This window comes from Streptomyces sp. NPDC005799 (assembly GCF_040630525.1).
Lineage (GTDB): Bacteria > Actinomycetota > Actinomycetes > Streptomycetales > Streptomycetaceae > Streptomyces > Streptomyces griseorubiginosus_B.
Window position 1 is genome coordinate 36,089 of sequence record NZ_JBEXXQ010000071.1, and the last position, 12,890, is coordinate 48,978.

The window sequence follows — 12,890 nt, forward strand, 5'->3', positions numbered from 1 at the left end:
GCCAAGAGGCCGCGCCAGGCCTGACATCAGGAGGACATATGTGGGAGCTCACCGAGGAGCAGCGCGACCTGAGGGCGCTGGCGGCGCAGGTGGCCGCCGAGCAGTACGCGCCTCGGGCTCGTGAGTGGGACGCCGGACGGGTGCACCTGCCGGACGCTGAGCGCAGGCGGCTCGCCGACCTGGGGCTGCTGGCCCTGACGTTGCCCGAGGAGTTCGGCGGTGGTGGCCGCCCGCTGATCGACGCCCTCATCGTTCTGGAGGAGCTGGCCAAGGCGAGCCCGGTCGCCGCCTGGCCGGTGTTCGAAGCGTCGACCGGTCCGGCAAGGGTGATCGACCTGTTCGGATCGGAGGAGCAGCGCAAGCGCATCCTGCCCGAAGTGGCGAGTGGGAAGACGACGATCGCCGTGTCCATCTCCGAACCCGACGCGGGATCCGCGGCCACGGACGCGACGACCACCGCCCGGATCGAGGGTGACCAGGTGGTGCTCAACGGCACCAAACGCTGGTGCTCGGGCGCGGGATTCTCCGAGAAGTACCTCGTCTACGTCCGCTTCGGCCCCGAGAAGGGGTCCGCCGGAATGGGCGCCGTGCTGGTGGACCGCGACACGCCTGGCCTGACCTTCGGGCCCCAGGAGAACCTGATGGGCTTTCGGGGCATAGGTTCCGCCGACATGTTCCTGTCGGACGTCCGCGTCCCGCTCGATGACGTGATCGTCCCGAAGGGCGGGTTCCGCAAGCTCTTCACCGCGTTCTCCGTGGAGCGTCTGGGCAACGCGACCATGTCGCTCGCCGTCGGCCAGACCGCGCTCGACCGCACCGCCCGCTACATCCAGGAACGCCGCCAGTTCGGCCGGGAGATCGCGGAGTTCCAGACGGTCCAGTCCGCCCTCGCGGACATGGTGGTCCAGGTCGAGGCCGCGCGGCTGCTGATCGCACGCGCCGCGGTCAACGCGGGAACCGGTGCACCGGCCGCGCTGGAAGCCTCGGTGGCGAAGCTCTTCGCCAACCAGATGGCGAAGCAGGTCTCCGATCTCGCCATCCAACTGCACGGCGGCTACGGCTACTCCGAGGAGTACGAGGTCGAACGGCTGCACAGGGACGCGCACGGGTGGGCCCTGGCCGGGGGCACCCCCGCCATGCAACGGATCAGGATCGCGTCCGAGTACCTGGGGCGCCGATTCGACCAGCGCGGGCAGTGCGCCGGATGACGGGCCGCGACGGCCAGTCGGATCGCTTCCCGAAAGCGGGCGGCGCGAGATGCACAAGGGGCGTCACATGAAGCTGGGATTCTTCGGGGCGAACGTCGGCGGGATGGTGTCCCGCCAGGCGAGCGAGGTGGCCGCGTACGCGGAAGGACTCGGCTACCACTCGCTGTGGACCGGGGAGCATCTCGTCCTGCCGAGTCCCCGGCAGGACAAACCTCCCCTCGACCCGGACTGGCCCATGGCCGACCCCCTGGTCACCCTCGGCTACCTCGCCGGCCACACCGAACGCATCCAGCTGTGCACCGGGATCGTGGTGGCCACGCTGCGGCAACCGGTCCAGCTCGCCAAGGAGGCGGCGACCGTCGACGTCCTCTCCGGCGGGCGCCTGGTCCTCGGCGTGGGCGTCGGCTACCTGACGGTCGAATACCAGGCCATGGGCGTTCCCACGGACCGCCGACGCGCCCGGTTCCGGGAACACCTCCAGGCTCTGAAGGCGCTGTGGACGATGAAGGAACCCGTCTTCGACGGAGACTTCGTGACGTTTGGCGGCATCGACGCCCATCCGCGTCCGATCAGCCCCGACGGCCCTCCACTCGTCCTCGGGGGCACGACGCCCACGGCGTTGAAGGACGCCGCCGAACTCGGCTCCGGCTGGTACGGCTTCGGACACACCCCGGAGCAGGCGGCGGAGGCGAGAACGGCCATCTTCCAGCATGCGGAGACACTCGGCCGAGACCTCACCGGGTTCGAGATCACGGTGACCCCCCGCGCGCGCCTTTCCACGGAACTGGTCGAGCGGTACCGGCGGGCCGGGGTGACCCAGCTCGTGGTCACGGTGGAGGCGGACACCTTGGAAGGGGTTCGGCGCAGACTCGAGCTCAACGCCCCGGAGCGATACGGGCTGCTGTGATCATGGCAGGCTGGCCGACTTCTTCTCGAAGGCCTCGGCTGCCTCCGTCAGCCGGTGGAACTCCTGGGGCACATCCGCGTCCTCCAGGACCCAGAGGTCGGAGGCGCCGAGGTTGCCGCTGAGGTGGAACTCCTCGCCGATGAGCCGGCCGGCTTCGTCGAACGGCCACAGGATGCAGTTGCGGAACCGCTTGAGGTAGACCCTCGCCGGGTCGGCGTCCGGCACCCCGCGATCCCTGATGTTCTGTCCGGGCAGGACGGCGGACATGTAGCCGTCTGTCACAACCGTCCGGTCGTCCACCACGATCGTCTCGATGTCGTACTGCAGGACGAGGCCGCGTGCGCGCAGATGTCCCGCGTACCAGTCCCGCACGGCCTGGCGGCCCTTGGGGCCGACGTCGGCGCCGTCATGCCATACCCGGTAGCTCGGCTCGGGAACCGGGTAAGCGTTCATGAGCCGGTCGAGGTCGAACTCGACCTCGCCCTCGAGGTGCTCGAGCACCTGCTCCAGCATGTGCCTGTGGCGTGGGTTCCGCGTCGTCTCGTAGCGATCGCGGACCCTCTTCACCATCCGAATCGGATCGAAGGTGAAACCCTGGGCTTTGGGGATCGACATAGTCCACCCTCTCTGCACGCTGTAATAATGCATGCTATTTTGCGTGCGATTGGATGGTCAACATGTCAGCGGTCCGCTGGTACGTCCACTCAGGAACTCTGACGAGCCCGCCGGCTGTCCTGGGGGAGGGACACGAGTGCGGGCGTGATGGCCGAACCGAGCATGTCCTGCAGGAGGTTCCGCGACCTTCCCCGATGCTCGTCCATGAGCCGGACCAGCTTCTTGGCGTCCTGAGCCTCGATGGCCGCGATCATCTTGTCGTGGTCGGCGGCGACACGACGACGTCTGTCGGGATTGGAGAGGTGAAGAACCCGATACGGCTCCGAGACCCGCCAGACCCGCAGAATCTCCTTGTACATGACGGTGAGGGGCGACCAGGAGAACATCATCAGGTGGAATGTGCGGTTGCTGGAGACGAGCCGGTCGATGGTGACGTCGTTCGCGGCGGCGCGGCACTCCTCGTTGGCCTCCTTCAAGGCCGCCAACTGCTCGGCGTCGGGCCAGACCAGCGAACGCAGCACTTCCGTCTCCAGGAAGGTGCGGATCGAGTAGTACTGCAACAGGTCCGCGGCGCTGAGCTTCGCGACCTCGTAGCCGGCGTTGGGGGTACGGACGAGGACCCCGTCGGTCGCCATAGCGCGCAGCGCTTCACGCAACGGAGTCCGGCTGACCTCGAGACGCTCGGACATGGCGCGTTGGTCGACACGCTGACCCGGTGACAGTTCTCCCGTACGGATGAGCTCATAGAGCGAGTCGAGGAGAGGGTCGGCATCTGCCCTTACGCTCGTTGCCACCATCGAACTCCGAATCGCCGAATTGACATGCAACAGTGTCGCCAACATGGTCCGTCGCAAAGTCTACAGTCGCCTCGACGCACCCTCGGACGGAGTTCGCTGGGAAAGGCGGTCAGAAAACCCGTCCCGCCACCCGCACGCGCGTGGCGGCTGCCAGTGCGGAGCGCAGCGCGTCCGCCGATACGGGAGCCACAGGCGCTTCGAGCATGCTCCCCGCTGGAACCTGCCGATCGGCGAGGTACACGCGGGTGTACGCCTTCGCCTCGGGCTCGAACCGCCAGCTCTCGGAGAGTGGGCCCGCGTCGACGGCGTCGAACCCGAGCCGCTCGATGAGCGCGGCCGCGACCGCCTTGGCCTCATCGTCGTCGGAGGCGACTGGCGGCGCCGTCCGGTCCACCGCGTCGGCCGGGCGGGCCGGCTGGGGATGTGGTGCGCCAGGATGTTGTTGAAAGCCTTCACAAGACGGACCTCGCCCATCCAGCCGAGGACCAGTTGGCTTGTCGTCTTCTCCTCGGCATCGAGCTCGGCGATCCGACCGTCCCGTGACGGGTAGTAGTTGCTCATGTCGATGACGATCTTGTCCGTCAACAGCCCGGTGTCGGCCGAGGCCGTCGGACCCAGTTCCGCGACGATGTCGCCCAGGGTTTCCGGCCACGCGTGGGTTGGCCACGACCACCGTCTCTCCGCCGCCGACCGCCAGCCGGGCCACCGCTGAGCCGATGTTGCCGCTTCCGATGATTCCCAGCGTCGCCATGACATGACCATCCCGTCGTCGTTGTGGTCCGAGAGTCAGACGCCGCGCCAGAGGCTTGATCGCGAGACCTACGGTGAACCCCGCGCCTCGCCTTGACATGCATTATGGCATGTGGCTAAGGGGTCAGGCTTCGGAGCGGCTATGCCTCCAGGATGCTGGGTTTTTCGTGCATGACCACCCTCGCGGATGTATGACGATCGCGGTGCAGGGGTTCAGTCCGCGGGTGCGGAAACTGCTACGCCGGGCCGCGCCATGCCGGGGCTGTCCCGCTCGGGATTGCCCGACACCTTTCCGCCTCACGCTTCGCATGCTAAATTGCATGCATAAAGTTCGGCCAAGGCGCGTGCCGCGTTCCTGTACCGCCCGACCGCGGGCGACACCCCGGAGCAGTCCCCAGACACGGCCGACCAGGGCGTGAACACCTGGGCCACGGCGACCTGGAGTCGCAAGGGCCTGTCCTCAGGGCCCTGCGCGCCCCAGCATCCATGGGAGCAGAAGGTGACGAACACGATGTCCGAGACCGGCTCTGCGCTGAGTTCCCTACCTCGAGCGGATCTGATTCGGCTCTATCGCTCGATGCGGCTCATCGCCGAGGTGGATCTGCGCATCAACCAGGAGGTCCGGGCCGGCCGCCTGAAGGCGGCCACCTATCCGGTGCGGGGCCTTGAGGGCTCGTGCGCCGCAGTCGGCCTGAACCTGCGGCCGGTGGACCAACTGGTCTCCACCTACCGGAATCTGGGAGACGCCCTGGCGAAGGGGTCGTCGCTGGACGCCCTCGTGGCCGAGATCTACGGGCGGCTGACCGGAGCGTCCAAGGGCAAGGGCGGGGCGATGCACCTGCAGGACCAGGCCGCCGGCTTCGTCACGAGCACCGGCATCGTGGGGTCCGGTATCCCGATCGCGGTAGGGCTGGGAGTCGCCGCGCAACTCGACCGCAGCGACCGCGTGGTCGTCACCACGTTCGGGGACGGCGCGACATCCATCGGGGCGTTCCACGAGTCCATGAACATGGCGAGCCTGTGGAAGCTTCCAGTGATCTTCGTGTGCCAGAACAACCAGTGGGGCGAGCACACCCCGATCGCCGAGTACGCGGCGTCCACCGATCTGGCGGGCCGCGCGAGCGCCTACGCGATGGCGTCGGCACGGGTCGACGGGTTCGATCCGGTCGCCACCGCCCTGGAGGTGCGCGGCGCGGTCGAGCGGGCTCGGCGGGGTGGCGGCCCCACCTTCATCGAGGTGGTCACCTACCGGCTCACCGGGCACTCCGGCGTCTCGGATTATTCCTATGTCCCGAAGGACAGGCTGGCGCAAGCCATGGAGCGGGATCCGGTCCCCGTTTTCCGGCGCAGGCTGGGCGAGGACGGTGTCGTCCAGGACGCCGAACTGGAGGCAATCGACAAAGAGATCGCCTCCGAGGTCGACGCGGCGTTCAGCAAGGCCGTCGAAGAGCCGTTCCCGCCGCAGTCCGAGCGGTTCACCGATGTTTTCGCCGACGAGAAGGTGGTGCAGGGGCTGTGACAACGGCAGTCGACCAGCAGGTCACCCGGATGACCATGGCGGTCGCGCTCAACTCGGCGCTGGACCTGGCCATGGAGCACGACGACAAGGTGATCGTCATCGGAGAGGACGTGGCCGACCCCGCCGGCGGCGTCCTGAAGGTCACCAAGGGCCTGTCCACGAAGTACGGGACCGCCCGCGTGCGGGCGACGCCGATCGCGGAACAGGCCATAGTCGGGGCCGCGATCGGGGCGGCACTCGGTGGCTACCGTCCCGTCGCCGAGGTCATGTACATGGACTTCACCACCGTGGCCATGGACCAGATCGTCAACCACGCGGCCAAGCTCCGGTACATGTCAGGCGGCGCCTCGCCGGTGCCGCTGACCATCCGGACCTGCATCGGCATGCAACGCTTCGGGGCGCAGCACACCCAGTCGCTCGAGGCGTGGTTCATGCACACTCCCGGCATCAAGGTCGTGATGCCGTCGACCGCGATCGAGGCCAAGGGTCTGCTGGCTTCCTGCATCGCTGACGACGACCCCTGTCTGTTCATCGAGAACTTCGCCATGGTCTTCAGCCAGAAGGACGACGTTCCGGTGGGGGAGTACCGTATTCCCCTGGGGGAAGCGGCGGTCAAGCGCGCCGGCGGTGATGTCTCGGTGATCACCTACGGGGCGGCCGTCCATACGGCGCTGGAGGCCGCGGAGCAGGCGGCGGCGAACGGGATCTCGCTGGAGGTCATCGACCTGCGCACCCTTGTGCCGCTGGACTGGGACACCGTCTTCCAGTCGGTGGAACGGACGCGCCGCGCGATCGTGCTGCACGATGCCACGACGTTCTGCGGTCCCGGCGCGGAGATCGCGGCAAGGATCACCGAGGAGTCGTTCGGGGAGCTTCTCGCACCGGTCAAGCGACTGGGCGCGGCCTATACCCCAGCCCCTTACGCCCCTTCGGGTCTTCCTTTCCTGCCCACCCCCGCGGACGTCGTCGACGCGGCGACACGGTTGATGGGCTGACCTGTCAGTGACGGTCACCGCTCGCAAGGGAGTGGTGACCGGCAGGACCACGCGGCGCGGGAGGAGAACGCAGTGCCGTCATCTGGTACACCGGTTCGCAACGATCTGGGAGTCGATTCGGGTCGGGCCCTGGGCCGGGTAGGCCTCTGGAGTCAGGCGCTCGACAGGTTGCCGGCCTCGGCGGCCCTTGACGTGGTCCAGGAACTGGAGGAACTGGGCTACCCGGCGCTGTGGATCTCCGAAGGCCTGCGCCGCGAGGTCTTCGTGAACGCCTCGATCCTCCTCGGCGCCACCAGCCGTATGGTCGTGGCGACGGGAATCGCCAACATCTGGGCTCGTGACGCCCCGGCGATGGTGGCGGGCCAGCTGACACTGGCCGAGGCGTTCGACGGACGCTTCCTGCTGGGCATGGGGGTGAGTCAACCGGCCATCGTCGAAGGCATGAGGGGGCACGTCTACAGCAGTCCGCTGAAGCGGATGGCCTCCTACCTCGACGCCATGGACGAGGTTCAGTACCAGTCGCCCGCTCCCGCCCACACACCGCCACGGATCCTCGCGGCCGTCGGACCGAAGATGCTCGAGCTGGCAGGTCGGCGAAGCGCGGGGGCCCACCCCTACTTCGTCGTGCCCGAGCACACCGCAGCGGCCCGGGCCGTGCTGGGACCGGACGGACTGCTGTGCCCGGAGCAGGCGGTCGTTCTCGAGACCGATCCTGAGCGTGCCCGTGCGATCGCACGGGACTACGCACAGTTCTATTTGCGGTTTCCGAGCTATCGCAACGAGCTGAAGAAGCACGGATTCGCCGATGACGACTTCGAGGACGGCGGCACCGCTCGCCTCATCGACGCCGTTGTCCCATGGGGTGATGTGGACGCGCTCACGTCCCGGGTCCAGGCCCACCTCGACGCCGGCGCCGATCACGTCGCCGTACAGGTCCTGCCGCCGCCCGGGACGACCGCCCCGCTCGAACAGTGGCGAGAGCTTGCCCCAGCCCTGCGTTCCTGCACCTGACACCGCGTAGGTGAGGCGGGTGCAGGACGCCTCTCCCGAGCGGAGACTTGCAGCAGGAGACCACACTCTCGACCGGGAAACCTCGGAGTCCGGGCAAGGCGTCGGTAGACACGATCGTCGCGATGGGCCGCGACGCGCGGTGCAGACCGCCGGGTGTTGCCTGAGGTCATCGGACCGTCGCGGCTGGCCGGTGCGGGCATCGGCACATGCGAACGCGGAGACGACCTTGACCTTCTCGCAGCCGAGGCCACCGGAGCCGGGGCGGGGAGAGGATCCAGGTCGAGGGGGGTGTCGGCTCGAAGATCGCACAGTTGCTGGTCGTCCAGAAGTTCATCTGAGAACCTTCGGTGTCGTCGGCGACCCGTTTCCAGGTCGCGCCACGACTGCGAAAGGCCCATCACCTACGAATGCAGGTTCAGCAGGCGTACCGCTTCCTCCCGCATCTCCACTTTGCGGATCTTGCCGGTCACGGTCATGGGGAATGCGTCGACCACATGCACGTAACGTGGAATCTTGAAGTGGGCGAGCCGGCCGGCACAGAATTCGCGCACCGCGTCGGCGGTCAGCCGCTCGGCGCCCTCTTTCATTCGGATCCAGGCCATCAGTTCCTCGCCGTACTTCGGGTCGGGGACCCCGATGACCTGAACGTCGAGAACGTCAGGGTGGGTGTAGAGGAATTCCTCGATCTCGCGCGGGTACAGGTTCTCCCCGCCGCGTATCACCATGTCCTTGATCCGGCCGGTGATGCTGACGTAGCCGTCCTCGTCCATGACCGCCAGGTCACCGGTGTGCATCCAGCGTCCGGCGTCGATGGCCTCGGCCGTCTTCTCCGGCTCTCCCCAGTACCCGAGCATGACCGAGTAGCCGCGGGTGCACAGCTCCCCGGGTTCGCCGCGGGGGACCGTGAGTCCCGTGTGGGGGTCGACCACCTTGACCTCGAGATGCGGACCGACGGCGCCGACGGTCGACACGCGGCGGTCCACCGAGTCGTCCCGGCGCGTCTGGGTCGACACCGGTGATGTCTCCGTCATGCCGTAGCAGATGGACACCTCGGTCATGCCCATGCGCCCGATGACCTCCTTCATCACCTCGATCGGGCAGGGCGAGCCCGCCATGATCCCGGTACGAAGGCTGGACAGGTCGAAGGATCCGAAGTCAGGGTCGGTCAGTTCCGCGATGAACATGGTCGGTACGCCGTACAGCGACGTGCACGACTCGGCGGCCACCGCGGCCAGAGTGGCCTTCGGCTCGAACGACGGCGCCGGGATCACCATGGCCGCGCCGTGGCTGGTACATGCGAGGTTCCCCATCACCATGCCGAAGCAGTGGTAGAAGGGCACGGGAATGCAGACGCGGTCGTTCTCGGTGTAGTGGCACAACTCGCCGACGAAGAAACCGTTGTTGAGGATGTTGTGGTGCGACAGGGTCGCGCCCTTGGGGAAGCCGGTGGTCCCCGACGTGTACTGGATGTTGATCGGGTCGTCCGGGCTCAGTGTGGCCTGCATCTCGGCCAGCACGGCCGGGTCGCGCTGCCGCCCGTCCGTCATCAGGGAGTTCCAGGCCCGATCGCCGATCAGGATCACATGCTTCAGTGCCGGACAGCGCGGCCCGACCTCGGCGAGCATGCCGGCGTAGTCGGAGGTCTTGAATCTCTCCGCGGCGATGACCAGTCGGACTCCGGCCTGGTTCAGCACGAACTCCAACTCGTGGGATCGGTAAGCCGGGTTGATGGTGACCAGGATCGCGCCGATCTTCGCGGTGGCGTACTGGGTGAGCGTCCACTCCGCACAGTTGGGTGCCCAGATGCCCACCCGGTCGCCCTTGCCGATACCCAGCCCCAGCAGCCCGAGAGCCAAAGCGTCGACGTCGGCCGCGAGTTCCCCATAAGTCCAACGGCGTCCGGTGGCCCGCTCGACCAACGCATCCCGATCGGGAAAGGACAGCACCGTACGATCGAAATTCGCGCCGATCGTGTCACCCAGCAACGGCTTCTCGTAAGTCCCCGATGCGTAGCTGGGCGCGCTCGATGTTGTCGACACGAGATACCTCCTGGATATGGCGACTGCTAATGAGGAGTGCCTGGTATGCCGGAAAGGGCGCGGATTTCGGGTGTCATCGAATCGTGCCGTGACAGCGCTTTGCTGCGGCGTTACGGCGACTTATGCTCCGGGTTACGCGATCGGCCGACTACCCCCGAAATGAGGTAGAGGTATATGGGTGCAAATTCGGACAAAATAATGAGACCTGATGACGGGGACGCGTTCCGACATGTCCTTCGGCTCACCCAGCGGCGTACCGATCTACCTGTCGTCTTCGGCGGCCAGGTGCGCGGCGAGACACTGCAGCTTCTGCAGTTCCTCGGCGCCCGGACCACGGCGATGCGCGGGCTCAACGTCGTTCCGGGGGCCGGTCTGGGCGGTCAGGTGCTGGCCAGGCGCCGCCCTGTCGCCGTCACGGACTACCGGTCCGCCGATTCCATCACCCACGACTACGATGCCGCCGTCGCAGCGGAGGGTATCCGCTCGATCGTGGCCGTCCCCTTGGTGGTGTCGGGCGCGGTGCGCGGAGTGCTGTACGGAGCCTCCCGTGGAACCGCGCCCCTCGGAAACCAGGCGACGGACGCCATTGTCGAAGCGTCGCGGCAGTTGGCCGAGGAGATCGCTCTACGGGACGAGGTCGACCGCCGGATGGAGTTCCAGCGGGTCGCCGAGACAGACCGCGGCCTTCCGGTGAGCCGTATCGCCGCCGAGGAAGTCCGCGAGCTGCACGCGGAACTCCGCGTCATCGCTCAGGACATCAGCGACGACGCCGTGCGCGAACGACTCCTGAAGGCGTCGGGGCGCTTGGTCGGCCTCGGTACGGCACCTCGGACGGACGACGGCTCGCCGCTCTCGCCGAGGGAGGTCGACGTCCTCGCACAGGTGGCGCTGGGGTGCAGCAACGCCGAAGTCGCCAGACGCCTGTCGCTGCTGCCCGACACCGTCAAGACGTATCTGCGCAACGCCATGAGGAAGCTCGATGCCCACACGCGGTTCGAGGCCGTGGTCACCGCCCGTCGCCGGGGGCTGCTGCCGTAGAGGCTGTCATGGTCTGAACCGACTTCCCCGCAGCCCTGCGAGCCCGCAGACAATCTCCGCGGCGATGTCCCTCCGCTTCCAGCGGCGCGGCGCCGTCCGCCGGTTGATCGCCGGGGGCCGGGGGAAACCGGCCGTGGACCTCAGAGCGTGGTGTGCCCCGGCAACGGGTGTCAGGAGAGACGTCCCCGGGGCGCACCAGTCGGGCGGCCGACGGTCCCACACCCGCAGGTGCGCCGTCAGCCGGGTGTCGGTGAGGGAGCGGGATGCCTGGACCTCGTATGTGCTCTGGATGAGCGACCAGGTGGACTTCTGGTCGTCCTAGGTCTCGAAGGCGCGGCGGGGGAGTTCGACCACGGCCTGAGCGGTCTCGCCGGGCGCGGCCTCGACCGTGGCGAAGCCGGCGAGCCAGCGCGCGGGGCGCTGGACCGTGTCCTCGACGGGGGCGACGTACAGTTGCACGGTCTCGCGGCCGGGCCGGGAGCCGGTGTTGCGGACCCGGACGGTGGCCGTGGTTCCGGTCACCTGGACGGACTCGTACTCTCAGTCGGTGTAGCCGAGGCCGTGCCCGAAGGGGTAGGCGGGGACGGCACAGATCTCCGGCGCATGGCCCAGCGTGTCAACGTCGCCCTAGCTCTCGCCGGCCGACCGCGACCGGAGGCGCGCGCGACGGCCGACGGCCGGACGGTGGCCTGCCATCGCGACCCGGAATGGCAGAGCGAACTCCCCACCGACGCCGCGAAGTAGTCCGTGTCCTGTACACAACGCCGTAGGCCGCGGCGCGAGTCGGCCGCGACTGACTCGCGCCCCCACACGTCACCCCGCAAGTTCCGAACCGATTCAGTGCGAAGGATGATCCGTATGAACCTGCTTCGCCGTTTCCCCCGCGGTATCGGGGCCCGTGCCGCGCTGATGGCGCTCGGTGTCACCGCTGGGACGATCGCCGGCCTCACGCCGGGATCGGCGTCGGCCGCGAGCGGGGACCTGCCGCCGGTGGCCGGGACCGTGCCGGTCGCCGGCGCGACGATCGTCGGAGAGCAGTGGGTGTCACACCCCCGCCATGTTCGAACAGGAGATCACCGAGAGCCTCAGCCGGTTCGCCAGTCGGTTCTCCCAGGACATCCCGGACCCCGTGACCTTCGACTACCGGTCCATCGAGCCGCAGTTCGGCGTGTACGGCTGGTCGGTCACGGCTGACCCCGACCGGGCGCTGGAGTTCCTGGACCTGCACGACGTCAGCGCCGCTGGACTCACCGTCACAGGCAGCGGATCGACCCGCATCACGACGCCGGCCTTGTTCCAGGGCGTTCCGACCGTCACGGTCATGATCGACGGGGTGCCGACCAGCGTCACATCGGACGCCACGGGCCGTCTCACCTTCGTCGTGATCCTGCGCGACTCGCGCGCCGCTGGGACCTCTCAGCTCAGGGTGTCCCACAGCAGGGTCGGCGGTCCAGCGCCGTCCGAGGGGGCGAGGTTCTGTTCGGTCCAGATGGTCTTTCCGGACTGACCGTAGCGGCTGCCCCATCGCGTGGTGAGCTGGGCGACCAGGAAGAGGCCGCGGCCGCCTTCGTCGGTGGTGCGGGCGCGCCGCAGCCGCGGCTGGGTGTTGCTGGAGTCCGTGACCTCGCAGATGAGCGCCGCGTCACGGATGAGACGCAGGCCGATGGGACCGCCGCCGTAGCGGACGGCGTTGGTGACCAGTTCGCTGACGACGAGTTCGGTGGTGAAGGCGACCTCCTCGAGTCCCCAGGCGTCCAGTTGGCGCATGGCCGCCTCGCGGGCGTCGGCGACGATGGAGGGCTCGGCGGGGAACTCCCAGTCGGCGGTGGCTTCCGAGGGCACCGCGCGGATGCGGGCCAGGAGCAGCGCGATGTCGTCGACGGGGGAAGGCCCGCCCGCGTCGGCCAGCAGGGTGCGGCCGGCCTCGTCCAGTGAGCAGTCCGGGCTGCAGTGTGCGGTCAGTCGCTCGATCAGATGGCGGAGAGCTGCATCCGGGTCCGGGTCGTAGCGT

13 protein-coding genes and 1 pseudogene are annotated in these 12,890 nt (G+C 68.0%); 8 read left to right on the plus strand and 6 right to left on the minus strand.

Annotated features, from left to right (window positions below):
- Positions 1–38: 38 nt before the first annotated feature.
- Entirely contained in the window at positions 39–1,208 is a 1,170-nt protein-coding gene (locus ABZ453_RS44270; protein ID WP_359024654.1) for an acyl-CoA dehydrogenase family protein, read from the plus strand.
- Between the two features lie 67 nt (positions 1,209–1,275).
- Positions 1,276–2,115: an LLM class F420-dependent oxidoreductase gene (locus ABZ453_RS44275; protein ID WP_359024656.1), complete on the plus strand. Its 840-nt coding sequence runs from the start codon at positions 1,276–1,278 to the stop codon at positions 2,113–2,115.
- On the opposite strand, the gene ABZ453_RS44280 is transcribed toward ABZ453_RS44275, so the two are convergent.
- The 3 genes from ABZ453_RS44280 to ABZ453_RS44290 form a co-directional block, all read right to left on the minus strand.
- On the minus strand, positions 2,116–2,616 hold the full coding sequence (locus tag ABZ453_RS44280) for a hypothetical protein (RefSeq protein WP_359024658.1): 501 nt from the start codon (positions 2,614–2,616) through the stop codon (positions 2,116–2,118). It lies immediately after the preceding gene.
- Between the two features lie 203 nt (positions 2,617–2,819).
- Positions 2,820–3,572 carry a GntR family transcriptional regulator gene (locus ABZ453_RS44285; RefSeq protein ID WP_359024660.1) on the minus strand — a complete coding sequence of 251 codons (753 nt, stop codon included), beginning with the start codon at positions 3,570–3,572 and terminating at the stop codon, positions 2,820–2,822.
- A gap of 64 nt (positions 3,573–3,636) precedes the next feature.
- Positions 3,637–3,921, minus strand: coding sequence for a hypothetical protein (locus ABZ453_RS44290; RefSeq protein WP_359024662.1), 285 nt, complete (start codon positions 3,919–3,921; stop codon positions 3,637–3,639).
- 933 nt (positions 3,922–4,854) lie between these two features.
- On the opposite strand from ABZ453_RS44290, the gene ABZ453_RS44295 reads away from it, so the two are divergent.
- The 3 genes from ABZ453_RS44295 (at position 4,855) to ABZ453_RS44305 (ending at position 7,802) form a co-directional block, all read left to right on the plus strand.
- The gene (locus tag ABZ453_RS44295; RefSeq protein ID WP_359024664.1) at positions 4,855–5,796 is read left to right on the plus strand and encodes a thiamine pyrophosphate-dependent dehydrogenase E1 component subunit alpha; all 942 of its coding nucleotides are present in this window, start codon (positions 4,855–4,857) and stop codon (positions 5,794–5,796) included.
- A complete protein-coding gene (locus ABZ453_RS44300; protein ID WP_359024666.1) occupies positions 5,793–6,791 on the plus strand; it encodes a transketolase C-terminal domain-containing protein in 999 nt (332 codons plus the stop codon). Before ABZ453_RS44295 ends, ABZ453_RS44300 begins: the two co-directional genes overlap by 4 nt.
- A 72-nt stretch (positions 6,792–6,863) precedes the next feature.
- A complete protein-coding gene (locus ABZ453_RS44305; protein WP_359024668.1) occupies positions 6,864–7,802 on the plus strand; it encodes an LLM class F420-dependent oxidoreductase in 939 nt (312 codons plus the stop codon).
- 401 nt (positions 7,803–8,203) lie between these two features.
- Here the strand turns inward: ABZ453_RS44305 and ABZ453_RS44310 are convergent, their stop codons facing one another.
- Positions 8,204–9,841: an AMP-binding protein gene (locus ABZ453_RS44310; RefSeq protein ID WP_359024670.1), complete on the minus strand. Its 1,638-nt coding sequence runs from the start codon at positions 9,839–9,841 to the stop codon at positions 8,204–8,206.
- Between the two features lie 198 nt (positions 9,842–10,039).
- Between ABZ453_RS44310 and ABZ453_RS44315 the strand changes: the two genes are divergently transcribed.
- The gene (locus ABZ453_RS44315; protein ID WP_359024672.1) at positions 10,040–10,879 is read left to right on the plus strand and encodes a LuxR C-terminal-related transcriptional regulator; all 840 of its coding nucleotides are present in this window, start codon (positions 10,040–10,042) and stop codon (positions 10,877–10,879) included.
- Between the two features lie 222 nt (positions 10,880–11,101).
- On the opposite strand, the pseudogene ABZ453_RS44320 reads toward ABZ453_RS44315, so the two are convergent.
- Positions 11,102–11,461, minus strand: a pseudogene (locus ABZ453_RS44320) (fibronectin type III-like domain-contianing protein); the annotation flags it as partial.
- A gap of 21 nt (positions 11,462–11,482) precedes the next feature.
- Here ABZ453_RS44320 and ABZ453_RS44325 point away from each other — a divergent pair.
- Together ABZ453_RS44325 and ABZ453_RS44330 are read left to right on the plus strand one after the other, a co-directional pair.
- Positions 11,483–11,623 carry a hypothetical protein gene (locus ABZ453_RS44325; RefSeq protein ID WP_359024674.1) on the plus strand — a complete coding sequence of 47 codons (141 nt, stop codon included), beginning with the start codon at positions 11,483–11,485 and terminating at the stop codon, positions 11,621–11,623.
- A 313-nt stretch (positions 11,624–11,936) separates the two neighbouring features.
- A complete protein-coding gene (locus tag ABZ453_RS44330; RefSeq protein WP_359024676.1) occupies positions 11,937–12,386 on the plus strand; it encodes a hypothetical protein in 450 nt (149 codons plus the stop codon).
- On the opposite strand, the gene ABZ453_RS44335 is transcribed toward ABZ453_RS44330, so the two are convergent.
- The coding region (locus ABZ453_RS44335; RefSeq protein WP_359024678.1) for an ATP-binding protein at positions 12,296–12,890 on the minus strand (595 nt) is incomplete at its 5' end. The two genes, ABZ453_RS44330 and ABZ453_RS44335, sit on opposite strands and share 91 nt — an antisense overlap.